This window comes from Streptomyces sclerotialus (assembly GCF_040907265.1).
GTDB classification, from domain to species: Bacteria; Actinomycetota; Actinomycetes; order Streptomycetales; family Streptomycetaceae; genus Streptomyces; species Streptomyces sclerotialus.
Genome location: NZ_JBFOHP010000002.1, coordinates 616,935 through 640,509 on the forward strand (window position 1 = coordinate 616,935; position 23,575 = coordinate 640,509).

Annotated in this window: 18 protein-coding genes; 9 read left to right on the forward strand and 9 right to left on the reverse strand. The window is 72.4% G+C overall.

Annotated elements, in window-relative coordinates:
• Positions 1-6 precede the first annotated feature (6 nt).
• From gudD to AAC944_RS02920, 3 genes are all read right to left on the reverse strand, one after another.
• On the reverse strand, positions 7-1,353 hold the full coding sequence (gene gudD, locus AAC944_RS02910) for a glucarate dehydratase (protein ID WP_030607011.1): 1,347 nt from the start codon (positions 1,351-1,353) through the stop codon (positions 7-9).
• Positions 1,354-1,451: 98 nt separating this feature from the next.
• Positions 1,452-2,372: a 5-dehydro-4-deoxyglucarate dehydratase gene (gene kdgD / locus AAC944_RS02915; protein ID WP_030607009.1), complete on the reverse strand. Its 921-nt coding sequence runs from the start codon at positions 2,370-2,372 to the stop codon at positions 1,452-1,454.
• Between the two features lie 216 nt (positions 2,373-2,588).
• Positions 2,589-3,464 (reverse strand): LysR substrate-binding domain-containing protein, encoded by an 876-nt coding sequence (locus AAC944_RS02920; RefSeq protein WP_030607007.1) that lies wholly within the window; start codon positions 3,462-3,464, stop codon positions 2,589-2,591.
• 219 nt (positions 3,465-3,683) lie between these two features.
• On the opposite strand from AAC944_RS02920, the gene AAC944_RS02925 reads away from it, so the two are divergent.
• Together AAC944_RS02925 and kdgD (AAC944_RS02930) are read left to right on the forward strand one after the other, a co-directional pair.
• Entirely contained in the window at positions 3,684-4,853 is a 1,170-nt protein-coding gene (locus tag AAC944_RS02925; RefSeq protein ID WP_030607003.1) for an L-talarate/galactarate dehydratase, read from the forward strand.
• A 70-nt stretch (positions 4,854-4,923) separates the two neighbouring features.
• Positions 4,924-5,853 carry a 5-dehydro-4-deoxyglucarate dehydratase gene (gene kdgD, locus AAC944_RS02930; RefSeq protein ID WP_030607000.1) on the forward strand — a complete coding sequence of 310 codons (930 nt, stop codon included), beginning with the start codon at positions 4,924-4,926 and terminating at the stop codon, positions 5,851-5,853.
• 204 nt (positions 5,854-6,057) lie between these two features.
• Here the strand turns inward: kdgD (AAC944_RS02930) and alaS are convergent, their stop codons facing one another.
• Together alaS and tsaD are read right to left on the reverse strand one after the other, a co-directional pair.
• Positions 6,058-8,703 (reverse strand): alanine--tRNA ligase, encoded by a 2,646-nt coding sequence (gene alaS / locus AAC944_RS02935; protein WP_030606997.1) that lies wholly within the window; start codon positions 8,701-8,703, stop codon positions 6,058-6,060.
• A 58-nt stretch (positions 8,704-8,761) separates the two neighbouring features.
• Positions 8,762-9,832, reverse strand: coding sequence for a tRNA (adenosine(37)-N6)-threonylcarbamoyltransferase complex transferase subunit TsaD (tsaD, locus tag AAC944_RS02940; RefSeq protein WP_030606994.1), 1,071 nt, complete (start codon positions 9,830-9,832; stop codon positions 8,762-8,764).
• A gap of 297 nt (positions 9,833-10,129) precedes the next feature.
• On the opposite strand from tsaD, the gene AAC944_RS02945 reads away from it, so the two are divergent.
• Positions 10,130-10,678, forward strand: a complete 549-nt coding sequence (locus AAC944_RS02945) for a DUF3291 domain-containing protein (RefSeq protein ID WP_030606992.1) — start codon at positions 10,130-10,132, stop codon at positions 10,676-10,678.
• Here AAC944_RS02945 and AAC944_RS02950 read toward each other — a convergent pair.
• Both AAC944_RS02950 and AAC944_RS02955 read right to left on the reverse strand, forming a co-directional pair.
• Positions 10,659-12,257: a CocE/NonD family hydrolase gene (locus AAC944_RS02950; RefSeq protein WP_078888215.1), complete on the reverse strand. Its 1,599-nt coding sequence runs from the start codon at positions 12,255-12,257 to the stop codon at positions 10,659-10,661. The two genes, AAC944_RS02945 and AAC944_RS02950, sit on opposite strands and share 20 nt — an antisense overlap.
• Before the next feature lie 38 nt (positions 12,258-12,295).
• The gene (locus tag AAC944_RS02955) at positions 12,296-13,651 is read right to left on the reverse strand and encodes a CitMHS family transporter (protein WP_030606986.1); all 1,356 of its coding nucleotides are present in this window, start codon (positions 13,649-13,651) and stop codon (positions 12,296-12,298) included.
• 188 nt (positions 13,652-13,839) lie between these two features.
• Here AAC944_RS02955 and AAC944_RS02960 point away from each other — a divergent pair, with 188 nt between their 5' ends.
• From AAC944_RS02960 to AAC944_RS02970, 3 genes are all read left to right on the forward strand, one after another.
• On the forward strand, positions 13,840-14,760 hold the full coding sequence (locus AAC944_RS02960; protein ID WP_030606983.1) for a LysR family transcriptional regulator: 921 nt from the start codon (positions 13,840-13,842) through the stop codon (positions 14,758-14,760).
• A gap of 179 nt (positions 14,761-14,939) precedes the next feature.
• Positions 14,940-16,157: a CaiB/BaiF CoA transferase family protein gene (locus AAC944_RS02965; protein ID WP_368396802.1), complete on the forward strand. Its 1,218-nt coding sequence runs from the start codon at positions 14,940-14,942 to the stop codon at positions 16,155-16,157.
• Positions 16,147-17,079 carry an HpcH/HpaI aldolase/citrate lyase family protein gene (locus AAC944_RS02970; RefSeq protein ID WP_030606975.1) on the forward strand — a complete coding sequence of 311 codons (933 nt, stop codon included), beginning with the start codon at positions 16,147-16,149 and terminating at the stop codon, positions 17,077-17,079. The genes AAC944_RS02965 and AAC944_RS02970 overlap by 11 nt, the downstream gene beginning before the upstream one ends.
• 88 nt (positions 17,080-17,167) lie before the next feature.
• Here the strand turns inward: AAC944_RS02970 and AAC944_RS02975 are convergent, their stop codons facing one another.
• Entirely contained in the window at positions 17,168-17,455 is a 288-nt protein-coding gene (locus tag AAC944_RS02975; RefSeq protein WP_030606972.1) for a hypothetical protein, read from the reverse strand.
• A 46-nt stretch (positions 17,456-17,501) separates the two neighbouring features.
• Entirely contained in the window at positions 17,502-18,086 is a 585-nt protein-coding gene (locus AAC944_RS02980) for a hypothetical protein (RefSeq protein ID WP_030606969.1), read from the reverse strand.
• A gap of 167 nt (positions 18,087-18,253) precedes the next feature.
• Here AAC944_RS02980 and AAC944_RS02985 point away from each other — a divergent pair, with 167 nt between their 5' ends.
• The 3 genes from AAC944_RS02985 (at position 18,254) to AAC944_RS02995 (ending at position 22,985) form a co-directional block, all read left to right on the forward strand.
• Positions 18,254-19,804, forward strand: coding sequence for an SGNH/GDSL hydrolase family protein (locus AAC944_RS02985; protein ID WP_078888213.1), 1,551 nt, complete (start codon positions 18,254-18,256; stop codon positions 19,802-19,804).
• 72 nt (positions 19,805-19,876) lie between these two features.
• Positions 19,877-22,336 (forward strand): sensor histidine kinase, encoded by a 2,460-nt coding sequence (locus tag AAC944_RS02990; protein WP_196942681.1) that lies wholly within the window; start codon positions 19,877-19,879, stop codon positions 22,334-22,336.
• On the forward strand, positions 22,329-22,985 hold the full coding sequence (locus AAC944_RS02995; protein WP_030606960.1) for a response regulator: 657 nt from the start codon (positions 22,329-22,331) through the stop codon (positions 22,983-22,985). The genes AAC944_RS02990 and AAC944_RS02995 overlap by 8 nt, the downstream gene beginning before the upstream one ends.
• Positions 22,986-23,575: the final 590 nt, after the last annotated feature.

A 23,575-nucleotide genomic window follows, 5' to 3' on the forward strand; every position in this document is an offset into this window, starting at 1 on the left:
CAGGGATCAGCGCACGAGCGCCGGCCGCTTGGGGTCGAACTCCCAGCCGGGGAGGAGGTACTGCATGCCGGCGGCGTCGTCGCGGCCACCGAGGCCGAGGCTGAAGTACAGTTCCTCGGCCGCCTCGACGCGTTCCAGGTCGAGGTCGATGCCGAGGCCGGGGCGGTCGGGCAGGGCGATGGCGCCGTCGCGGATGGCGAGCGGCTCGCGGGTCAGGTGCTGGCCGTCCTGCCAGATCCAGTGCGTGTCGATCGCGGTGATGTCCCCGGGCGCGGCGGCGGCGACGTGGGTGAACATCGCCAGTGACACATCGAAGTGGTTGTTGGAGTGCGAACCCCAGGTCAGGCCCCAGGCGTCACAGAGCTGGGCGACGCGCACCGAGCCGTTCATGGTCCAGAAGTGCGGGTCGGCGAGCGGGATGTCGACGGCGTCGGACTTGACCGCGTGGCCGAGCTGCCGCCAGTCCGTCGCGATCATGTTGGTCGCGGTGGGCAGACCGGTGGCGCGGCGGAACTCCGCCATCGTCTCGCGTCCGGAGTAGCCGCCCTCCCCGCCGCAGGGGTCCTCGGCGTACGCCAGGACGTCGCGCAGCCCGCGCCCGATCTCGATGGCGTCCTTCAGCGGCCAGGCGCCGTTGGGGTCGAGGGTGACGCGTGCCTCGGGGAAGCGCTCGGCGAGAGCGGTGACGGCCTCCGCCTCGGCGTGCCCGTCCAGCACGCCGCCCTTGAGCTTGAAGTCCTGGAATCCGTAGCGCTCCTGGGCCGCCTCGGCGAGCCGGACGACGGCCTCCGGTGTCAGTGCCTCCTGGTCGCGCAGCCGCAGCCAGGCGTCCTTGGCGTCCGGGTCGTTCCGGTACGGGAGGTCGGTGCGCGTACGGTCGCCGACGAAGAACAGATAGCCGAGGACGGGGACGCTGGTGCGCTGTACGCCCTCGCCGAGCAGTGCGGCGGTCGGCACACCGAGGTGCTGGCCGAGCAGGTCGAGCAGGGCCGACTCGACGGCGGTCACCGCGTGCACGGTGATGCGCAGGTCGAAGGTCTGGGCACCGCGCCCGCCGGCGTCGCGGTCGCCGAACCGCTCGCGTATCGCCCGCAGTACGGCCTGCGGATCACCGACGGACCGGCCGACGATCAGGTCGCGCGCCTCCTCCAGGGTGGTGCGGATGCCCTCGCCGCCGGGCACCTCACCGACTCCGGTGCGGCCCTCGGAGTCGGTGAGCATCACCAGATTGCGGGTGAAGTACGGTGCGTGCGCGCCGCTGAGGTTCAGCAGCATGCTGTCCTGTCCGGCGACCGGGATGACCCGCATCGCGGCGACGACGGGCGGGCCGGCGGGAGGTGTGCTGGTGTTCATGGTTCGGTGCCTTTCACGAGCGGAGTGAGGCGGGCGTGACCGGCGGCGGGGCACGCCGGGAGGGCTGCCGGCGCGGCCGGGCGGGCGTCGGCGGTGGCTCAGCCGTCGAGACCCTGGATCAGGGCGGCGAGCTGCTCGAGCTCCGCCGGCTCCAGGTCGGTCAGCGGCGGCCGGACCGGCCCTGCCGGGTGGCCGGTGACGGTCATGCCGGCCTTGACGATGCTCACCGCGTAGCCCTGCTTGCGGTCGCGGATCCGCGTGTACGGCAGGACGAAGTCGTCGAGCATGCGCCGCACATCGGCGTGGCGGCGCTCCCGGACCGCGGCGTAGAAGCTGAGCGCGAACTCCGGAAGGAAGTTGAAGAGGGCCGAGGAGTAGGTGGTGACGCCGAGTTCCAGCAAGGGCGGGGCGTACGTCTCGGCGGTCGGGAGGCCGCCGATGTAGGTCAGGCGGTCGCCCGTGCGGGCGTACAGGCGGGTGAGGGGGTCGATGTCACCGACGCCGTCCTTGAAACCGATCAGATTCGGGCAGCGCTCGGCGAGGCGGGCGACGGTGTCCGGAGCGTAGACGGCGTTGGCCCGGCTGTACACGATGACGCCGAGCCCGGTGGCCCGGCAGACCGCCTCGGCGTGTGCGGCGAGCCCGTCCTGCGGGGCCTCGGTGAGGTACGGCGGGAAGAGGAGCAGGCCGTCGGCTCCGGCGCGCTCGGCGGCCTTGGCGTACTCGACGGCGGTGGCCGTGCCGTACCCGGCGGGGGCGATGACCGGCGTCCCCGCGGGCGCGCTCTCGACGGCGGCGGCGACGGCCCGCTCCACCTCCGCCGGGGAGAGCGAGAAGAACTCACCGGTGCCACCGGCCGCGAAGAGGCCCGCCACGTCGTACTTCCCGAGCCGCGCGATGTTCTCGCGGTACGCGTCCTCGTCGAAGGACAGGTCGTCGGGCCGGAAGTGTGTCACCGGGAAGGAGAGCAGGCCGGAACCGAGGCGGCGGCCCAGTTCGGCAGGGGTGTGGTCGGTCATGGCTGGGGCTCCTGGCTCACGGAGAGGCGTGCGGCTCACGCGGCTTCCCGGTTCCGTGCGTGGCCTGCCCACGACTTCCGGAACTTCCGAGCGCGGCGGGGCGCTTGCTGACGCCCGTGGCGGAAACCGCTTCAATTGCTGGCCGGAACGTTAAGAGCCTGTTGCGATGCGGGTCCAACACCATTTCGGCATCCTGCGATACCCGCGGCGCATCGTTCACAGATGCCGGAGGAGCGCGTGCAGAGCCGGGTTGTCGTTGGCCTTCCGCCAGACCAGGTGCAGCTCGACCGGGGTGGGGTCGGGCAGTTCGAGGGGCCTGAAGGTGATGCCGGAGAAGCGCATCTGGGCGGCCGCCTCGGGCACGAGGGCGATGCCCCAGCCCGCGTTGACCATGGCCAGCAGGCTGTGCACCTGGCTGAGGTACTGGGTGAACACGGGGGTGACCCGGGCGGCGCGGAAGATGCTGACCAGCAGTTCGTGGAAGTAGCGGGCCTCCACCGGCGAGTACATGAGCACCTGCTGCCCGTCGAACTCACCGACGCCCACCGGGCCTTCCGCCGCACCGAGCGGATGGTCGCGGGGCACGGCGGCCAGCAGGCCTTCCCTGATGGCCGGGCGGGTCTCCAGGTCGGGCCCGGTACTGGAGGGGCGGATCATGCCGAGGTCGAGCGAGCCTTCGGTGATCGCTTCGAGCTGGTCGCGGGTGACCTTCTCGCGCAGCACGATCTCCGTGCCCGGCATGGTGGAGCGGGCGACGTCGAGCAGCGTGCCGAGCGCGGAGTAGGCACTGGCGGCGGTGAAGCCGATGGCGATCGCGCCGGCCTGCCCGGCGGAGACCTGCTTGGCGGCGAGCGTCGCCGCTTCCGCCTGGCGCAGGATGTTGCGTGCTTCGTTGAGGAAGGACCGGCCGGCCGGGGTGAGGCGCACGGTGCGGTTGGTGCGGTCCAGCAGCTGCACGTCCAGTTCGTGTTCGAGCAGCTGGATCTGGCGGCTCAACGGAGGCTGGGTCATGCGCAGGCGCTCGGCGGCCCTCGTGAAGTGCAGTTCCTCGGCCACCGCGACAAAGCTCACCAACTGCACGAGTGTGAACAACGATACCCTCCAGGTATTGAGCCATCCAAAAACTAAGTTGGACGTGGATCAATCGCCGACCCTAGCGTCAGGGGAAATCCACGGCGAGCCACCCCTGCCGGCGCCCCGGCCGGGAGGAACCGCCCGCCTCGCACCGGGAGCGCCACCGGGCTCCTCCCCCTCCTCGCGGCCGACCGCGACCGCACCCACCTATCACCCCAGGGACATGAAGTGGTGACCATGACGCATACCGCCACCTCCGCCGGCCGTCACGGCGAGGCGACGCTCGACACCATCGCCTGGATCAAGCTCTCCTCGGTCACCCTGCCGCTGGCCACGCCGATCAGCGACGCCAAGGTCCTGACCGGACGGCAGAAGCCGATGACCGAAGTGGCGTTCCTGTTCGCCGAGATCGAAACGGCACAGGGACACCAGGGCATCGGGTTCAGCTACTCCAAGCGCGCCGGCGGACCGGCCCAGTACGCCCACGCCAAGGAGATCGCCGACGAGCTGATCGGCGAGGACCCGAGCGACATCGGCAAGCTGTGGACCAAGCTCGTGTGGGCCGGTGCGTCGGTCGGCCGCAGCGGTGTCGCCACACAGGCGATCGCCGCCGTCGACGTCGCGCTGTGGGATCTGAAGGCCAAGCGTGCCGGACTGCCGCTGGCCAAGCTGCTGGGCGCCCACCGCGACTCGGTGCGCTGTTACAACACCTCCGGCGGGTTCCTGCACACTCCCACCGAGCAGGTCCTCGACAACGCCACCGCGTCGCTGGCCAGCGGTATCGGCGGCATCAAGATCAAGGTCGGGCACCCGGACGGCAAGCAGGACCTGCACCGCCTGACCGCTGTACGCGAGCACATCGGCGACGACGTACCGCTGATGGTCGACGCCAACCAGCAGTGGGACCGCCCCACCGCCCGGCGCATGGGCCGCGCCATGGAGGACTTCGGCCTGGTCTGGATCGAAGAGCCGCTGGACGCGTACGACACGCAGGGCCATGCCGCCCTCGCGGCCTCGCTGGACACTCCCATCGCCACCGGCGAGATGCTGGCCGGTGTCGCCGAGCACTACGAGCTCATCCGCCGGCACGCCGCCGACGTCATCCAGCCGGACGCCCCGCGCATCGGCGGCATCACCCAGTTCCTCAAGCTCGCCGCGCTCGCCGAGCTCCACCACCTCCAGCTGGCCCCGCACTTCGCGATGGAGATCCACCTGCACCTCGCCGCCGCCTACCCCATCGAGCCGTGGGTGGAGCACTTCGACTGGCTGGAGCCGCTGTTCAACGAGCGCCTCACGATCAGCGACGGACGGATGCACGTACCCGCACGCCCCGGTCTGGGCATCACGCTCAGCGACCAGGCCCGCGCCTGGACCCAGGCGACCCACGAGGCGGGCAAGCGCCCCTGACCCGCCCCCGCTCCCGCCCGGCGCGGCCGCGCCACCACCACACCCCTCACCCTCATCGCGGAGACCACGCATGACGTCCTTCACCCCGGCAGAGCTCGGCCGGCGCATCGGCTCCGGCCTGCTGTCCTTCCCCGTCACCCACTTCGACGCCGACGACCTCTCCTTCGACGAGGACGCGTACCGCAACAACATCGAGCGGCTGGCGCAGTACGAGGTCGGCGGCCTGTTCGCGGCGGGCGGCACCGGCGAGTTCTTCTCGCTGACCGCTGCCGAGACCGAACAGGTGGTGACCGCGGCGGTCCAGGCGGCCCCCGAGGGCACCCCCATCCTCGCCCCGGCCGGCTACGGCACCCGTACCGCCGTCGAGTACGCCGAGGCCGCCGAGCGCGCCGGCGCCGACGGCATCCTGCTGTTCCCGCCCTACCTCACCGAAGCGGGGCAGGAAGGGCTCGCCCGGCACGTCGAAGCCGTGTGCCGCGCCACCTCCCTCGGCGTCATCGTCTACGGCCGCGCCAACGCCACCTACACCGCCGAGACCCTCGCCCGCCTGGCCGACGCGTGCCCCAACCTCATCGGCTACAAGGACGGCACCGGCGACATCGACGCCATGACCCGCATCCGCACCCGGCTCGGCGACCGCCTCACCTACGTCGGCGGCCTGCCCACCGCGGAGACCTACGCCCTGCCGTACCTCGAACTCGGTGTCACCACCTACTCCTCGGCCCTCTTCAACTTCCTGCCCGCCTTCGCCCTGGAGTTCTACGACGCCGTCCGCGCGCGCAAGCACGACACCGTCCTCGACCGGCTCAGGGACTTCGTGCTGCCCTACACCGAGATCCGCGACCGCCAGGCCGGTTACGCGGTCAGCATCGTCAAGGCCGGCATGACCGTCACCGGCCACAGCGCCGGCCCCGTACGGCCCCCGCTGACCGACCTGACCGAGGCCGAACGCGCCGAACTCGCCGAGCTGATCGAGCGCCTGCCGGCCCCCACCACCTGACGCCCCCTCACCAGCACCAGCACAGAAGGACGACTCCAGGTGACCGCACCCCCCGCGCACCCGCCCGGCCACGGCGCACTCCGCCCCTCCAGGACGACGACCCGTACCGCATCCCCCGCCGCATCGACGGCCCCCTCACCCTGACCTGACCCTGACGCCAGTCCCTCGGGCCTCCCGGCCTAGGGGGCGCCGGGCCCTCCGGCATCAGCCGGCGTGCAGGAGCCCCGGGAGGTCGGCCAGTACGGCGGTGACGCGGTCGGCGGGGAGACCGCCGCCCTGGGCCGTGTCCGGCGTGCCGCCGCCACGGCCGCCGAGGAGCTGCTTGACCAGGGTCGAGGCGTTCAGGCCTGTGTCGCGGGCCGGTTCGTTCAGCGCCAGGACCAGGGCACCGGTCCCGGTGGCCACCGCCGCCGCACCGGCCCGGCCGGCCGGGAGGCGGTCGCGCACGGCGAGAGCCAGGGCGCGGGCCTCGTCGGGGGAGCCGTCGATGACCGTCGTGACGAGGGCGGCCCGTCCGGTGTCCGTGGCGGTGGCGGCCAGCTCGGCCGCCCGGCCCGCCGTGGCCCGCTCCTTGAGGCGGGCGTTCTCCCGGTCCGCTGCCTTGAGCCGGTCCAGCAGGCCGGCGACCCGGTCCGCCAGTTCGGCGCGCGGCGCGTTCAGCTGCTCGGCGATCCGGGAGACCAGGTCACGCTCGCGGGCCAGGTAGGCGAAGCCTTCGATGCCGACGGCCGCCTCCAGCCGGCGCATCCCGGCGCCGACGGAGGACTCCGCGGTCAGGGCGACCGTACCGACCTGGGAGGCGTGCTCGACGTGCGTACCGCCGCACAGCTCCCGCGACCAGGCACCGCCGATCTCCACGACGCGCACCTTCTCGCCGTACGTCTCGTCGAACAGCGCCAGCGCGCCCAGCTCCTTCGCCTGCGGAAGGGGCATCCAGCGCACGTCGACGGGCAGGTCCCGGCGGAGAGCCCGGTTGGCGGTCTCCTCGATCTCGCCGCGGACGGCCGGGGAGAGGCCGCCGCGCCAGGGGAAGTCCAGGCGCAGATAGCCGGGCCGGTTGTAGGAGCCGGACTGCAGGGCGGTGGGGCCGAGGACCTCGCGCAGCGCCGCGTGCAGGACGTGGGTGCCGGAGTGGGCCTGGCGGGCGCCGAGCCGCCACTCGGGGTCGACCGCGGCGACCACCGGGTCGTCCACGGCCAGTTCGCCCGCGGTGATGCGTACCTGGTGGGCCACCAGGCCCGGCAGCGGGCGCTGGACGTCGAGGACCTCGGCCTCGGCCGAGCTGCCGGAGAGCCGCCCGGCGTCGCTGTCCTGGCCGCCGGACTCCGCGTAGAACGGGGAACGGTCCAGGATGACCGTGACGATCTCGCCCGCGCGGGCGGCCGGTACCCAGCCGGAGGCTCCCAGCAGGACCAGCACCCGGGACTCGGTGGTCAGCGTCTCCCAGGCGCGCCAGTCGGTCGGGCCATGGGCGTCGAGCACGGTACGGAGCGCCGCGATATCCGCGGTGGAGCCGGACTTACGGGCGCGGGCGTCGGCACGGGCGCGCTCGCGCTGCGCGTTCATCAGCGCGGTGAAGCCCGCGCGGTCCACCTCGACCCCCTGCTCGGCGGCCATCTCCAGGGTGAGGTCGACGGGGAATCCGTAGGTGTCGTGCAGCAGGAACGCCTGCGCGCCGGGCAGTGTACGCCCGCCTTCGGCCTTGACCTTGGCCACCGCGGTGTCCAGCACGGTGCTGCCTTGCTCGAGGGTGGTGCGGAAGGCGTCCTCCTCGCCGTAGGCCTGGTCCGCGATGCGGGCGAAGCTTTCGGCGGCCTCGGGGTAGCTGGGCGCCATGCAGTCGCGGGCCACGGGCAGCAGCTCGGGCAGCGCCGGATCGTGGAAGCCGAGCTGCCGCATGGCGCGGACGGCACGGCGCAGGATGCGGCGCAGGACGTAGCCGCGGCCCTCGTTGCCGGGGGTGGTGCCGTCGGCGAGCAGCATCAGGGCGGTGCGGACGTGGTCGGCGACGACCCGGAGGCGTACGTCGGCCGGGGCGTCGGCGCCGTACCGCACGGCGGCGAGCTCGGCGGCGCGGTCGAGGACCGGGCGGGTCTCGTCGATCTCGTACAGGTTGTCCTTGTCCTGGAGGAGGGTGGCCATCCGCTCCAGGCCCATGCCGGTGTCGATGTTGCGGCGCGGCAGTTCGCCGAGGATCGGGTAGCCGGACTTACCGGTTCCCTCGCCTCGCTCGTACTGCATGAAGACGAGGTTCCAGAACTCCATGTAGCGGTCCTCGTCGACCGCCGGGCCGCCTTCGCGGCCGAGTGCGGGGCCCCGGTCGTAGTACAGCTCGGAGCAGGGCCCGCAGGGGCCGGGGACGCCCATGGACCAGAAGTTGTCCTCGTCGCCGCGGGCCACGATCCGCTGCTCGGGCAGTCCGGCGACGCGGCGCCAGACGGCGCGGGCCTCGTCGTCGGAGTGGTGCACGGTGACCCAGATCCGGTCGGGGTCCAGCCCGAACCCGCCGTGCTCCCGGTCCGTGACCGACAGCTCCCAGGCGACGGCGATGGCCTCCTCCTTGAAGTAGTCGCCGAAGGAGAAGTTGCCGTTCATCTGGAAGAACGAGCCGTGCCGGGTGGTTCTGCCGACCTCTTCGATGTCCAGGGTGCGCAGGCACTTCTGGACGCTGGTGGCCCGCGGCCAGGGCGCGGCCTGCTCACCGGTCAGGTACGGCTTGAAGGGCACCATGCCGGCGTTGACGAACAGCAGGGTGGGGTCGGGGGTGGGCAGCGGCGCGCTCGGGACGACCGTGTGGCCGCGGGCGGCGAAGAAGTCGAGGAAACGGCTGCGGATGTCGGCGGTGCGCAAGGGGTGCTCCGGGCGGTCGGTGGTCGGCGGCTGAGGTCAGGGACGGCGGCGTCCGGCCTCACGCCGCGTGGGCCGCCGGGCGGGCGAGCGGGGTCAGGGCTGCGTACTCCAGCGGTGCGGAGGGGTCGACGGACACCTCCAGGGGCGCGGGCTCGGCACCGGAACGGACCAGCAGGTCGCCGACGGCGGCGATCATCGCGCCGTTGTCGGTGCACAGGGTCAGGGGCGGGACGCGCAGTTCGATCCCGGCCGCGGCGCAGCGCTCCTCCGCCAGCGTACGGACCCGGGAGTTGGCGGCCACTCCGCCCACCACGATCAGCGTCTGCACGTCGTGCGCGCGGCAGGCCGCGAGCGCCTTCCGGGTCAGCACGTCCGCGACCGCCTCCTGCAAGGACGCGGCCCCGTCGGCGACCGGGGGCTCCTCGCCGCGCTGCCGGCAGCCCTCGGCCCAGCGGGCCGCCGCCGTCTTCAGGCCGGAGAAGGAGAAGGCGTACGGGTCGTCACCGGGGCGCGTCAGCGGCCGCGGGAAGGCGACGGCGCGCGGATCCCCCTCCCGCGCGGCCCGGTCGACGGCCGGTCCGCCGGGATACGGCAGGCCGAGGATCCGCGCCACCTTGTCGAAGCACTCCCCCGCCGCGTCGTCGAGCGTGTCGCCCAGGTGCAGGATCGGCTCGCGCACCAGGTCCCGTACGAGCAGCAGCGAGGTGTGGCCGCCGGAGACGATCAGCACCACGCAGGGTTCCGGCAGCGGGCCGTGCTCCAGCGTGTCGGCGGCGACGTGGCCGGCCAGGTGGTGCACGCCGTAGAGCGGTACTCCGGCGGAGTAGGCCAGGGACTTGGCGCCCGCGAGACCGACCTGCAGCGCTCCGGAGAGCCCGGGGCCGGTGGTGACGGCTACCGCATCGATCCGGCCCAGCCGCAGCCCCGCCTGGTCCAGCGCCCGCCGGACCACCGGACCGAAGGACTCCAGGTGCGCGCGGGCGGCGATCTCCGGCACCACGCCGCCGAACCGCGCGTGCTCGTCCATGCTCGACGCCACCACGTGGGCCAGCAGCTCTCCGGCGCGCACGATGCCCACGCCGGTCTCGTCACAGGACGACTCGATGCCCAGGACCACCGGTGCACTCATACCTCACTCCTTCTGCATCGCTGCCGCACTTGCAAACTATAAGCAATAAGGCTGATGCATGCGCGGGAGCGTCCATGCGCGGCGTGCGGCACCACCTGCGCACGCACCCGCGGCCCGTCCCGCCCGTCACCGCCCAGCCCCCGCAATGGCCGGTGCAGGAGGCCACTTGGGCAGGGAAAACGCAACTTCGACACGGCCCGCGGAGGCAGCTACCTTCACCTGGACTTCGGCGATCGCCCACGGTCGTACAGGAGTTCCTTCAGCCTGAGCCCAGGCACCCCCGACAGGGAGAGACGCATGCCCCATCTTGCGCTGTACACATTCGGCGTCCTGAAGTCACCTCTCGCCGACCCCGCACCTCTCACGCGCGAACTCCACGACAGCGGCGAGGCCGTCTACCGGAAGATCAGCCGGCACCCCGGGTACCTCACTCGCGCTGAAGCGGCGGACCGCGGCCGGGGCACACACTTCGACTTGGACTGGGGTGCCTGGGGAGAGTTCGCCGTACCGGCCTGGTACGGCAAGGGCCGTACGGTGGAAACCATCGCCCTGGACGCGACCCTCTCACTCTGGACCGGCCTGCGCCCCGCCTTCGACGCCATCTACACCGGTCTGCACCGCGAGGCGCTGAACAGGCGTGCCGACTGGTTCGAGAGGACAGGACACCCGAACTACGTGTTCTGGTGGGTCTCCGACGGCGTGATACCCACCTGGCAGGACGGGGTTTCCAGGCTGGAGAACCTCCACGACCACGGCCCCGCGCCGCACGCCTTCACCTTCCACCACTCGTTCGCCCCGGACGGGACTCCGACCACGATCAAACCGTTCAAGCAGTCCGTACGGTGAGGCGCAGGGCCGATCCGAGGGCGCCGGTCCTCAGGTGCACGCGGCCCGCCGGTGCGTCGGAGTCGATCTCCGGGTAATCGTCGCTGGAGATGCGGAGCACCAGCCGGTGTCCGGCGGCGAGCCGGTAGTGCGTCGGCCAGATGTGGACGGCCAGTTCGTCGTACGTGCCCGGGATGACGGCGGAGCGTGCCGTGTGGCCGTGGCGGTGGCTCGCCTTGAGCCACCCGGCGGTGATCCGGGTGGCCGACCCGTCGGGAGCCTGGTCGAGGAGCACCGCGACGATGTTGCCGTCGGTGGCGGTGAACGATGCACGGACGCGTGCGGTGGCATCGCCCGCGAGGACGAGGTCGTGGGGCAACGCGCGTGTGGCGTACCGCAGTTGCTGGTGCTGTCGTGGGTTGCCGGTGCCCGTGTTGACGTCGAAGGCGGATACCGCACCGGGGCCCGGGCGGGTCGCCAGCGAGCCGTCCGCACGCAACCGCAGTGTCAGGTCGCGGGTATCTCGCGGTGGCCACCGGTCGAACTGCTGCCACCCCTTCCCCACTCCGGGGCCGGGTGTCTCGTACGAGGTCACGCGCGCGGCGGGCAGTGGGGCGCGCCGGTCCCGGGCGAGCCAGTGGTCCCACCAGGCGAGGTAACTGCCGGGGCCGATACCGGCGTACTGGCCCTGCGGGTAGCCGTGCTCCCACGGCCCCGACACCAGCCACACGTGGTCGGGGCGGGCGAGGTAGTTCTTCACCATGCCGTCCCGGTACCGGTCGTACCAGCCGTTGATCTCCAGGGTCGGGACGGTCAGCCGGTCCCAGCGGGACATGACGCTGCGGCCGCGCCAGAAGTCGTCGTAGAGCGGGTGGTCGGCGTAGGTGCGGAGGGTGTCGGGCGCGGTGACCCGCTGCCAGTCGCGGATACGGGCGGAGTAGATGCCGCCGCGGTAGATGGTGTTCTCGTACCAGTCGTGGAGCGCGTTCATCGGGATGACGGCTTCGAGGTGCGGCGGGCGGTTCACGGCCGCGAGGAGGGTGGTGTGCCCGCCGTAGCTGACGCCCGTCTGTCCGATGCGGCCGGTGGAGTGGGGCTGCCGGGCGAGCCATTCGACCGCGTCGTAGTTGTCGCGCTGTTCCTGCGGGCTGAAGGGATCGACCGTGCCGGGTGACCCTCCGGAGCCGCGGACCTGGCAGACCAGCGCGTCGTAACCGCGCCGTACGAAGTAGGCGGCGCCGGTGCCGAAGGACTCCAGGGACGCGGCGTACGCCGTGAACTCGTACACGATGCCGGGAAAGGTGCCGGCGGCCGGCCGCCCGTGGCTGTCCGCCGGCCGGTACAGCTGCCCCGCCAGGTGGCTGCCGTCACGCAACGGCACTCTGACGTCCTGCCGTACGACGCCGTAGCGGGCCGGACGGTCGTACGAGAAGAAGGGGTCCGTGAGGGCGCCGGTGCGCTCTCCCGGCGCGGGTGCCGCCGGCGCCGCGGGGGTGGTGAGCGCGGCCGTGAGCCCGGCGGCCGCGCCCAGGGTGCAGAAGGTCCGGCGTCGCAGAGGTCCTTGCTGTCTCTGCTGCGGATCGCTCGTGAGGTCGGTCATGGTCCCGTTCTCGTCCTCTCCTTCGGTGACGGCGTGGTTCAGAGGGAGATGGCGCCTGTGAGCAGCGCCGCCGCGGTCATCACGAGCGTGGTGCCGAAGGCCCAGCGGAAGATGAAGCGCTGGTGCTCGCCGAGCTGTACGCCGCTCATGCCGATGAGGATGAAGGTGGAGGCGGTGAGCGGGCTGAGCGGGAAGCCGGTGGTCATCTGGCCGAGGATGGCGGCGCGGGCGACCTCGGCCTGGTCGGTGCCGAACCCGGAGGCGGTGTGCGCCAGGACGGGCAGTACGCCGAAGTAGTACGCGTCCGGGGTGAAGGCCAGGCTCAGCGGCATGCCGGTGACGGCCACCAGGGCCGGCAGGTGGCCGCCGAGGACGTCGGGCACGACGGACACCAGGGACCCGGCCATCTCGGAGATCATCTTGGTTTCGGTCAGGACGCCGGTGAAGACGCCCGCCGCGAAGATCATCGTGATGACCAGGACCACGCTCTTGGCGTGTTTCTCCAGCAGGGCCTGCTGCGCCTCCCACGAGGGGTGGTTCACCAGCAGGGCGAGGGCGAAGGCCACCGCGAACAGCACCGGCAGCGGCATGATCTCCATGACCAGGCCGGCCAGGAGCGCCACGGTCAGCAGGGCGTTGAAGACGGTCAGCGGGAGCGGGGGCCGCGTCGTCGCAGGTACGAGCGGACTGCCGGGCCCGTCCCCGGCCAGCGGCCCCGGCCGCCCGGCCGGTTCGCCTGCCGGGTTCAGCCGCTCGGCCCGGTCGCCCGTCGGTGCCGTACCGGCCGGCCGGCGCCGCTCCCGGCGCCCGATCCAGTACGACGCCAGCAGCACCCAGGCGGCACCGCATCCCATCGCGGGCAGGACCGGCGTGAAGACCTCCGCGCTCTCCAGCTCCAGCGCCGCCATGGCGCGCACCGTCGGCCCGCCCCAGGGGACCATGTTCATCACGCCCGCGCCCAGGCACACGGTGCCGGACAGCACGAGGGGGCTGACCCCCAGCCGCTTGTAGACGGGCAGCAGCGCGGAGGTGGTGATGAGGAAGGTGGAGGCGCCGTCGCCGTCCAGGGCCACGCACATCGTGAGGACGGCGGTGCCGACGGCGATCCGCGCCGGATCGTTGCGCGCGGCGCGCAGGATCCGGCGGATCAGCGGGTCGAAGAGCCCGGCGTCGACCATGAGCGTGAAGTAGAGGACCGCGAACGCGATCATGATGCCGGTCGGCGCCACCGTGGTGAGGCCCGTCAGGACCATCGCGCCCAGGTCGCCGGCGAAGCCGCCGACGAGCGCGGCCAGTACCGGGAGCAGCACCAGCGCCACCAGGACGGAGACCCGTCTCGTCATGGTGAGCAGCAGGAACAGGCCGATCGTGGAGAACCCCAGGGCTGCCTGCATCGGCCTCGCTCACTTTCTCGGTGACGGCTTGTGACCAGGTACGGCGCGGCACACCACGGCACCGGCGTCGCGGACGAGTTTCGGAGCGACGACAGATCGGCGTCCAGCATCGAACCGAGATCTGTCCATGCGGTCTGCGCATCAATGAGCCGGTCGATGAGCCGGATACGGCCCTAAGCTCGCTCGCCATGGAGAACAACCTGCGTCAACTGGCGGCGTACGCGGCCGTCGCACGGGCGGAGAGCTTCACGGCGGCCGCCGCCGGCCTGCACGTCTCCCAGTCCTCGCTGAGCCGTGCGGTCGCCGACCTGGAGCGGCAGCTGGGGGCCCAGCTCCTCGAACGGGACACCAGGAACGTCCAGCTGACGGCGGCGGGCGTGGAAGCCCTGCGCATAGCCGAGCAGATAGTGAACGCGCACCGGTCGGGCATGAAGGAGCTGGAACGCTTCCTGCTCGGCGAGTCGGGAACGGTGGCCGTGGCCACCCTCCCCTCGGTCGCCGCGGTCCTCCTGCCCGGGGTGATCTCGGACTTCCGCAGGCAGTGGCCCCAGGTGACGATGCAGATCATGGACGGGCTGGAACAGTCGGTACTCGGCCGCGTCCTGTCCGGGGAGGCCGACTTCGCCATCACCACCGGGGAGCCCTCACGTCAGCTGGAGCACCGCCCGCTCGTCCGGGACCGGTTCGTCGCGGTGCTTCCGCACGGTCATCCGCTGGCCGAGCGGCCGGAGGTGTCCTGGGAGGACCTGGCCCGCGAGCCCTTCCTCGCCGTTGGGCCGGAGTCGAGCGTACGACGGCTCACGGACGCGGCCTTCGCGCAAACCGGCGTACGGGCGGCACCGGCCGCCGAGGCCGGCAACGTCGCCACGGTGGGCGGACTGGTCGCGGCGGGTCTGGGCGTATCGGCGCTGCCCGCGCTCGTGCTCCCCCTGCTGGGTACGGGGCCGTTGGTGCACCGGCCGCTCGTCGGGCCCGTGGTCGACCGGCGGCTGGACGTCGCCCTGCGCGCACGGCGTCCGCTGCCCGCGGCGGCCCAGCGCTTCCTGGACACGCTTCAGGACTCCCGGGCACAAGGGAACGACCTGCCGCCGGGGGTCGCCTGGGCCTGAACCTGATCGCCCGAGCGCCTGATCACCCGATCGCCTGATCGCCTCATCTCCTGGCCCGGCCGTCACTGTTGCGGAAAGCGCATCGATTGATGGGCAATTCTTGCTGGACAGGCATTTTCCCGCATCGGCAGGCTGAAGGCCACAGCAGGCGAGGACTACTGATCCGGCGAGGGAGCGCAGTGAGTGCGTCAGTGGGTACATCAGGCGGCCAAGGCCAGTTGTGCGGCCTGAAGGTGGTCGAGTTCGCGCACGTGGTGGCGGGTCCGCTGGCGGGTTCCCTGCTCGCCGACCAGGGCGCCGACGTGGTGCACGTGGAGCCGCCGGGCGCCGGGGACGCGGCCCGCGCCATGGGGCCCCGCAAGGACGGCCACCCGCTGTGGTTCAAGGTCGCGGGACGCAACAAGCGCTCCGTCACCCTGGACCTGCACCACGAGGCCGGCCGGGACGTCGCCCGGCGCCTCGTCGCCTGGGCGGACGTCGTGATCGTCACCCTGCGCAGCAGTCGGCTGCGCACGTGGGGACTCGACTGGGAGTCCGTGCACCGCATCAACCCGAAGGCCGTGCTGCTCCAGATATCCGGCTTCGGCGCGACCTCGTCGCAGGCCGACGCGCCCGGCTTCGGCAAGGTCGGCGAGGCGCGCAGTGGCGTGGTGCACCTGACCGGGTTCCCGGAGAGCCCCCCAGTGCACACCGGCTTCTCGCACGGGGACGCCGTGACCGGGCTGATGGGCGCGTACGCCGTACTCGCCGCGCTGCACCGCCGCGACCGCGACCCCGGCTTCGACGGCGAATGGATCGACCTCGCCCTCTTCGAGCCGCTGTTCCGCCTCGTCGAGTGGCAGGTCATCGTCCACGACCAACTGGGATCGGTACCGGAGCGCTCCGGCAACCAGCTCGCGGTCGCCCCCGCCGCGGTGATCAACACCTATCGGTCCCGTGACGACGAGTGGATCACGGTGACCTCCGCGACCCTGCGCTCCGTACGGAACATCGCCCGGCTGCTCGGGCTCGACGAGGCACGGTTCGCGACGGCCGCGCAGCAGTACGCCGGCCGGGCGGAACTGGACGACGGCCTGCGGGCGTGGGTGGCGGAGCGCACCGCCGCCGAGTGCCTGGCGGAGTTCACGCGCAGGGAGGTGGTGGCGTCCCGGGTCCTCAGCGTCGCGGACATCGCCGAGGACCCGGTGTACGCCGAGCGCGAGGACATCGTCACCGTCGACGACGCGGACCTGGGCCCGGTCCGTATGCAGGCGGTGCTCCCGCACTTCCGGCAGCGTCCCGGGCGGGTCTGGCGCACCGGCCCCGCACTCGGCGAGGACAACCACCTCGTCTACCGCGACTGGCTCGGCCTCGACGAGGACGCGCTCACGGAGCTGGAGAAGAGCCATGTCGTCTGACACCGGCCGGGGTGCCGTTCCGCCCCGTCCTCCGCTGCGTTCCCTGCTCTTCGTGCCCGGCACCCGGACGGACCGGCTGCCGAAGGCGCGGGCCGCGGGCGCCGACGCCGTCATCCTCGACCTGGAGGACGCGGTGCCGCCGAGCGGCAAGGAAGCCGCCCGTGACCAGGTGGCCGAGGCCGTGGCACGGGCGGCCGAGGACGCCTCGGGGCCGGGCTCCCCGGCACTCTTCGTACGCGTCAACCCCCTGGACAGCTGGGCGGCCGCCGAGGAACTGCGCGCGGTCGCCCGCCCGGGACTCAGCGGCATCGTGCTGCCCAAGGTGACCGGGCCCCTCGACGTGCGGTACGCCGACCGGCTGCTCACCTGGTGCGAACGCGAACACGGCCTGCCCGGCGGGCAGTTCGCCCTCGTTCCCGTGCTGGAGACGGCGGGTGCCCTCCGTGCGGCGTACCACTGCGCGGCCGCCGCCGGCCGGGTCGCCTACCTCGGCGCGCTCACCGGGGCAGGCGGTGACGTCGAGCGCGCCGTCGGCTACCGCTGGAGCCCCCAGGGGACCGAGACGCACGCCCTGCGCTCCCGGGTCCTCCTGGACGTGCGCGCCGCGGGAGCGCCCCACCCGGTGACGGGCCTGTGGACCCGCATCGGCGACCTCGACGGGCTGCGCTCCTTCGCCCAGCAGAACCGCGCCCTCGGCTACACGGGGATGATGGCCGTCCACCCTTCCCACGTTCCCGTCATCAACGAGGTGTTCTCCCCCGGTCCCGGCGAACTCGCCCGCGCGGCACGCCTGATCGCCGCCGTCGAGGAGGCGCAGGCACGCGGCGCGGGCGCGGTGACGTTCGAGGGAGAGATGGCCGACGAGGCGATGGCAGCCACGGCCCGCATGCTGCTGCGCCGGCACGCCGGGCCGCATCACTGAGCGAGGCGGTACCGCGGCGGAGGCCTGCCGCTGACACAGCGCCTCAGGGCCTGGGCATTCTGGCTGACGGTGGTCGGGGGGAAGCGGCTCAGGCGGGAGAGCGTGCGTCGATCGTCGGGTCCTCGGCGACGGCCTCCCAGCTCGGGAGCGCCTGCTCGTACCCGTACCGGCGCGCCGCGTCCGCACCGAGCGCGACGTTGGCATCGGCTATCGCGGCCAGGCGGACCGGCGGCTCCGCCGGCGGGAACCGCTCCCGGTGCAGGCGCGTCATCCGCAGCGCAGGGGCACGGCGGACGGGTACGTCCGGGTGGTCCAGGCCCGGCGCCAGATCCACGCCGCCGGGCGCGACGGCGTCGTACACCTCGTCCACGTCCATGACCGCCAGCTTCCTCCAGCCGCGCGTCCGTACTCCGAGGTCACGGTCACGGGGCCGATCCCGGGGCCGGCGGGCCCGTGTCCGGTCCGCCGGTCTGCGGCGGGACGCCGGTCTCCGGGGGCGCGGTGGGCGGGAGCGACGGTGGTTCTGTCGGCGTGGTGGGGTCACCGTTCGGGGTGGTGGGGGTGTCGGGAGTGGTAGGCGGACCGGTATCGGGAGTGGGATCGGGGTCGGTGGGTGACGGGTTCCGGGTGATGTTCTTGACGACCTGGCCGCCGGTGCGCTCCCAGGTGGTACCGGTCCGGTCCTCGCCCTTGACCACGGCGGAGATCGGCTGCCCCTGAGACTCCTCGTAGACCGTCGCGCCGACGAAGGGGAAGGCCAGGTTGCCGAGGAAGAGCAGTACGGTTCCGAACAGCTGCACGGGAGCGAGCACTACGCTCGTCACCGCCATGCTCAGGCCCGTGCCCGCGAGCGCCGTGAAGGTGGCGACATCACCCACGTGCGCGAAGAGCCACGTCACGATCACCCCCACGGTCGCTTCCGCGGCCCAGTAGAAGAGGAGCCGTCGCATGGGCTCCCGCTCGGGGGCGCCGTAACTCCCGCCGTTTCCCGTGTAGTTGTTGCTCATGACGCCCCTCTCCCGTGGAACGGGCGTTACCGCCGTCGTTGCCGGCAGCGTGGCACGGAGCCGTCCCGGGCGGCATGGGTCACGGATCCCGTTCCCCCGGGCATCTCTGACGTAAATCCCCGTCGGGCGCTACTGCCCTGCCGCACGCTCTGGTAGAGGAATGAGGTATGACCACCGAACCGCAGCAGCACACCGCAGGGGAGCCGGTCACGGACCCCACACTCGGGATCCAGGTGGCGCGCACATGGCGGGGAGAGCCCCGGCACCGTCTCGTCGCCGTCGGGGACTCGCTCGCCCAGGGGTTCCAGAGTGCGGCGATCTTCCGTACGGATCTCTCCTTTCCCGCGATCATCGCCTACGAGATGGGGTGGGACCAGCACTTCCGGCACCCCTCCTTCAACGGCCACGGGGGTCTCCCGTTCAACATCGAACTGCTGCTGCGTGACCTGGAGGAGCGCTACGGGACGAAGATCGACTGGTGGGAGGCGGCGCCGGCGCTCTTCCGGGCCCGGCACCTCATGGACCAGGTGGAGGACTACTGGGAGCGCGGGCCCGGCACCAAGGTCCGCGAGACCACGGCCATCCACCACAACCTGGCCGTCTTCGGCTGGGACCTGCGGGACGCCCTGGAGAAGTCCGCCGACGTGTGCCGCCGGGCGATCGCCGCCCCCGAGGACGACTGGATCGACCAGATCGTGGAGAACGCCGGTGAGCGCGCCGCACTGCGGGTACTGCCGACGACACCCCCGGAGGCCGGTGCGCTGACGCAACTGGGCGCGGCCGAGCGGCTCGGCGACGAGGTCAGCGCGACGGACCCGGAGCACGGCATCGAGACGCTGATCGTGTTCCTCGGCGCGAACAACGCCCTGCCGGTGATCACTCAGCTGCGCGTCGTCTGGAGCGCGAAAGGCTACGACGACCTGGCACGCAAGGGTGCCTTCACCGTGTGGCGGCCCGAACACTTCGCGGCCGAGCTGCGGCTGGTCGCCCGTGCGGTGCGCAACATCAAGGCGCGGCACGTGATCTGGTGCACCGTGCCGCACGTGACGATCGCACCGCTCGCGCGGGGCGTCGGCGGCAAGACCCGACCGGGGTCCGCCTACTTCCCGTACTACACCCGGCCCTGGATCCGGGACCGGGACTTCGACCCGCGTCAGGACCCGCACCTCACCGGGCAACAGGCCCAGGACGTCGACCAGGCCATCGACCGGTACAACGTCGCGATCACCGAGGAGGTCCGGCAGGCCCGGCAGGAAGGGAAGGACTGGTACCTCCTCGACACGGCCGGCCTCCTGGACCGGCTCGCCGCGCGCCGCTACATCGAGGACCCGGCCGCCCGTCCCGAGTGGTGGCAGCCGTACGTGCTGCCGCCGCAGTTGCAGGCACTCACCCCGCCTCCCAACACCCACTTCCTCGCCAGTGACGGGAAACGGCGTGTCGACGGCGGGCTGTTCTCCCTGGACGGCGTCCATCCGACCACCGTCGCCTACGGCATCCTCGCCCAGGAGACGGTCAACGTCATGCGGCGGGCGGGGGTCGAGTTCCGGCGTCCGGACTCGGTCACCCCGCGGCCGGACCCCGTCCTCGTCGACTTCGACCGTCTCATCCGCCACGACACACTGATCAACCGGCCGCCGGGAAACCTGACGCAGGGCCTGGCCGTCCTGGGCTGGGCGGACCAGGCGCTGGGGATCGTACGGCGTGCCCTGCGGCTGTGACCGCGGCCGCACACCGGGCCGGTACGGCACCGCTCGATTGCCGCCGGCAGCGCACCGGCCGCATCATGAAGTGTGAATGTGCTGCCGCGGCTCCGGCCCGGCCTGACGCGCATCCGGCCCGCCATGGTGCTGGGCGGGAGCCTGCTCGCGCTCGCCGGGTGGAGTCTCGCACTGCGCGCCGACACCCCGTGCGACGGTACGGACGTGCGGTACTCACGCGGCGACTGGCTGCCCGTGGGGCTCGGCGTCGATGCGTGGTTCTCCCATGCCGAGCCGGTGCGTGCCGGTGACGTCGCCGTCGCGATCGACGGGCACGAGCTGGCCGGCGGAGTGGGATCGGTGCCCGGCACGGTCGTCCGCGACGGTGCGGTGCTGCACTACCGCCTGTTGCGGGACGGGGAGCCGGTGGAGGTGGCACTGCCGCTGCTGCGCCCGGACCTCAGCCAGACCGTCGCCCCGCTGGCCAGTGTGCTGCTGTACCTGGCCGTCTTCGGGCTGCTGGCGCTGTGGCTGCGCGTCCGCCGCCCGGACGCCCCCATGGGCACACCGCTCTTCCTCGGCTTCGCCGGTATCGCCGCGTGGCTGGTCGCCGGGCCGGTCGTGGGGCTGACCGCGCTGGACGTGGCGACCGGCAGCCAGCTCTTCTGGCTGTACCACGTGGCGACGCTGGGCGGTGGGACGTTCGGCTGGGGAGCGATGGTCGCCCTCACCCTGGCGCCGCTGCGCACCCGCATACCCGGCCGTTACGCAGGGGCACGCGCAGCCGCGTACGTCCTCCCCCTCCTGCTGCTCGTCGCGTGGATCGGCGCCGTGCTCCTCCTCGGTCCCGGCGGCCCGCCGGCCGTCGGGCTGATCCACACCGGTCAGGAGGCCATCATCATGGCCTGCTGGATCGCCGCCGGAGCGCTGTCGGTGCTGGTCTACCGCCATTCGCCGGCGTCCCGTCGGCCGCCCCAGCGCTGGATGCTCGGCGGCGGCCTGCTGACCGCACTCGGCCTGTTCGCACTGTGGCTGGTGCCGGACATCGTCGTCGGACAGCGCCCCACCAGCATGCTCTGGGTCGGCCTGGCCGGACTGCCCATCACCCTCGGCATCGTCGTCGCCGTCCTCCGGTACCACCTCTACGCCATCCAGCACGTGTTCAGCCGCGGCCTGCAGTTCGCCGCACTGGCCGCCACCCTCTCCTGCTGCTATCTGGCGGCGGCCGCGCTGGCCGCGGCGGCGACCGCCTCCGACACCCTCGCGGCGGCGGCCGCCGGGGTGACCGTGGCACTGGCGGCACTGCCGTTGCGGGAGGCGATCCGGCGCCGCGCCTCCCGGCGGCTCTTCGGCGGGCGGGAGGACCCCGCCCAGGCGCTCCGCGCACTCGGCCGGGCACTCGCCCGCATCCCGTCCCCGCAGCAGGCGCTTCCGCAGGTGCTGGCCGGTGTCGTCCAGGCGTTACGGCTCCCGTACGCCGCGGTCGAGCTGGCCGATCCGACCGTGCCCGGCGGTTTCCGGACCGCCGAAAGCCAGGGCACACCGGTCGGCGAGAGCTACCGCAGCGCACTGCGCCACCACGGCCGTACCGTCGGTTTCCTGACGGTCTCGGCGCGCGAGGCGGACGAACCGCTCTCCAGGGCCGATCACGACCTGCTGGCCGAGGTGGCCGCGCAGCTGGGGGCCGCCGTGCACGCGGTGGCCCTGTACGAGGAGGTACTGCGGTCCCGCACCGCGGCCGTCGCCACCCGGGAGGACGAGCGCCGCAGGCTGCGCCGCGACCTGCACGACGGTCTCAGCCCCGTCCTGACCGGGCTGTCGCTCAAGACGGACACGGCTCTGGAACTGCTCGGCCGCTGCCCGCCCGCCGCCCCGTCGGACGTGTCCGGAGACGGTCACGCCGGGACGGCAGCGGACCGGTCGGCGCGCGTCCGCCGGCTGCTGACCGAGAGCGTGGCAGGCATGCGGTCCGCGGCCAGGGACTTACGTGTACTGGTGGAAGGGCTGCGCCCGCCGGCCCTGGACGCCCTCGGCCTCACCGGGGCCGTCCGGCTCAGGGCACAGCAGCTGACCGCCGGTGACGACAGCGGCCCACGGGTCACGGTGACCGGTGTCGGCCGGGACACACCGCTCCCCGCCGCGTCCGAAGTGGCGGCGTATCACATCGCGGGCGAGGCGGTGGCCAACTGTGTGCGGCACGCGCGCGCTTCACGGTGCACGGTGCGCATCGTGCTCACCCGCACCGTTCCCGCCGGGCTCGCACCGGCCCCCGACGACCTGCTCGGCGCCGGAGCCCCGCAGTACCTGCACGTCGAGGTGCGCGACGACGGCATCGGCCTGCCCGCTGACGTAGGCGACAGCTCCGCCGGGCTCGGACTGCGGACCATGCGGGAACGCGCCCAGGAACTCGGCGGCCTGTGCGGTGCCCGCTCGCTCCCCGGCGGCGGAACCGTAATAGAGGCGGTACTGCCACTGCCCGGCCCCGCCCTGGACCTCCCTGCCGCCGGACCGCCGACGCGCAACCGCCTCACCCACGGGGAGCATGATGGCTGACCGACCCGTCCGCGTCCTGCTGGCCGACGACCACCCCCTCGTACTCGAAGGGCTGGCCGACCGGCTGGCGGTCACCCCGGACCTGACCGTGGTGGCCGGCGTCCGCACCGGCGAAGAAGCGGTGCGTCTCGCCCAGGAACTCCGCCCCGACGTAGCCGTCCTGGACATCGAGATGCCCGCGCCCGACGGCATCGAGACGACGCGGCTGCTGCGTGCGACCGCTCCCGCGACCGCCGTCCTCATCCTGACCTTCCACGACACCGTCCAGCAGCTGGAGACCGCGGTGCAGGCCGGAGCCCTGGGGTATCTGTCCAAGCACGCGGAGCCGGCGGCCATCCTCGAAGCCGTCCGGGCCGTCGCCCGTGGCGCCATGTATCTCGATCCGCGGCTGGCCGAAGCAGTACGCGCCCGTTTCCGCACCGAATACCGGCCGCCCCGCCCCTTCCCCCGGCTGACGGAGCGGGAGCACCAGGTGCTGGCCCTCCTGGGCGAGAACTGTTCCAACGAGGCGATCGCCCTGCGGCTCGGCATCAGTGTGAAGACCGCCCGCAACCACGTGTCGGCGGTCCTCGGCAAACTCCCCGCCCGCGACCGGCTGGAGGCCGGACGGCGAGCCAGGGAAGCGAGCATGAGGTCCACGCCTCCTTGAGAGCCGTGTCATCACCGGGGGCGTGTGCGCGTCCCCGGCACACACGCCCCCGCCGTCAGGGCGGGTCCCCCGCGCTCGCCCTGACAGCCGGACGCGCCGGCCGTTGCGCCGGCTTCCACCGTCACATTGCCGCCCCGGCGTCCCGGACGGCATGGGACATGGCGTCCCGGAAGCGCGGGATTCACTCCGTCAGTCCGTCACGTGGTCATCGCGGCGTAGTGGGCACGGATGCGGTCGCCCGGCAGTTCGTACGAGTGGACCGCCACCTTGCCGATGCCGCCGGGGAAGAAGGAGCGGAGCCCCGCGGTGGCGATGCGCAGGGGGACGTGGTGTTCTCCGGCACGATCTCGAGCTGGGCGAGGGAATCCTGCTTCCGCTGGTCACCGTTCTTGTAGATCTTGGTGTATCCCATGGGGTACGGCGCATCGCGGACGACGGTGTTGATGACCAGGACGTAGTGGATCCACTGCCCACTTCCACCGATCCTCGAAGTAGGACCCCACTCCCTGTCCGCCTGTCCGGTTGAAGGCGTAACCGGAGATGCGGTTGTTCCGGCCTCCCTCGTTGTTCAGCGAGTACATACGGGCGGC

Coding starts and splice junctions, on each gene's coding strand:
- tsaD (WP_030606994.1), bottom strand. CDS start 9,832: ATGAGTGCACCGGTGGTCCTGGGCATCGAGTCGTCCTGTGACGAGACC.
- AAC944_RS02980 (WP_030606969.1), bottom strand. CDS start 18,086: ATGAGCAACAACTACACGGGAAACGGCGGGAGTTACGGCGCCCCCGAG.
- AAC944_RS02955 (WP_030606986.1), bottom strand. CDS start 13,651: ATGCAGGCAGCCCTGGGGTTCTCCACGATCGGCCTGTTCCTGCTGCTC.
- AAC944_RS02985 (WP_078888213.1), top strand. CDS start 18,254: ATGACCACCGAACCGCAGCAGCACACCGCAGGGGAGCCGGTCACGGAC.
- gudD (WP_030607011.1), bottom strand. CDS start 1,353: ATGAACACCAGCACACCTCCCGCCGGCCCGCCCGTCGTCGCCGCGATG.
- AAC944_RS02960 (WP_030606983.1), top strand. CDS start 13,840: ATGGAGAACAACCTGCGTCAACTGGCGGCGTACGCGGCCGTCGCACGG.
- kdgD (WP_030607000.1), top strand. CDS start 4,924: ATGACGTCCTTCACCCCGGCAGAGCTCGGCCGGCGCATCGGCTCCGGC.
- AAC944_RS02945 (WP_030606992.1), top strand. CDS start 10,130: ATGCCCCATCTTGCGCTGTACACATTCGGCGTCCTGAAGTCACCTCTC.
- AAC944_RS02995 (WP_030606960.1), top strand. CDS start 22,329: ATGGCTGACCGACCCGTCCGCGTCCTGCTGGCCGACGACCACCCCCTC.
- AAC944_RS02970 (WP_030606975.1), top strand. CDS start 16,147: ATGTCGTCTGACACCGGCCGGGGTGCCGTTCCGCCCCGTCCTCCGCTG.
- AAC944_RS02925 (WP_030607003.1), top strand. CDS start 3,684: ATGACGCATACCGCCACCTCCGCCGGCCGTCACGGCGAGGCGACGCTC.
- AAC944_RS02975 (WP_030606972.1), bottom strand. CDS start 17,455: ATGGACGTGGACGAGGTGTACGACGCCGTCGCGCCCGGCGGCGTGGAT.
- AAC944_RS02950 (WP_078888215.1), bottom strand. CDS start 12,257: ATGACCGACCTCACGAGCGATCCGCAGCAGAGACAGCAAGGACCTCTG.
- kdgD (WP_030607009.1), bottom strand. CDS start 2,372: ATGACCGACCACACCCCTGCCGAACTGGGCCGCCGCCTCGGTTCCGGC.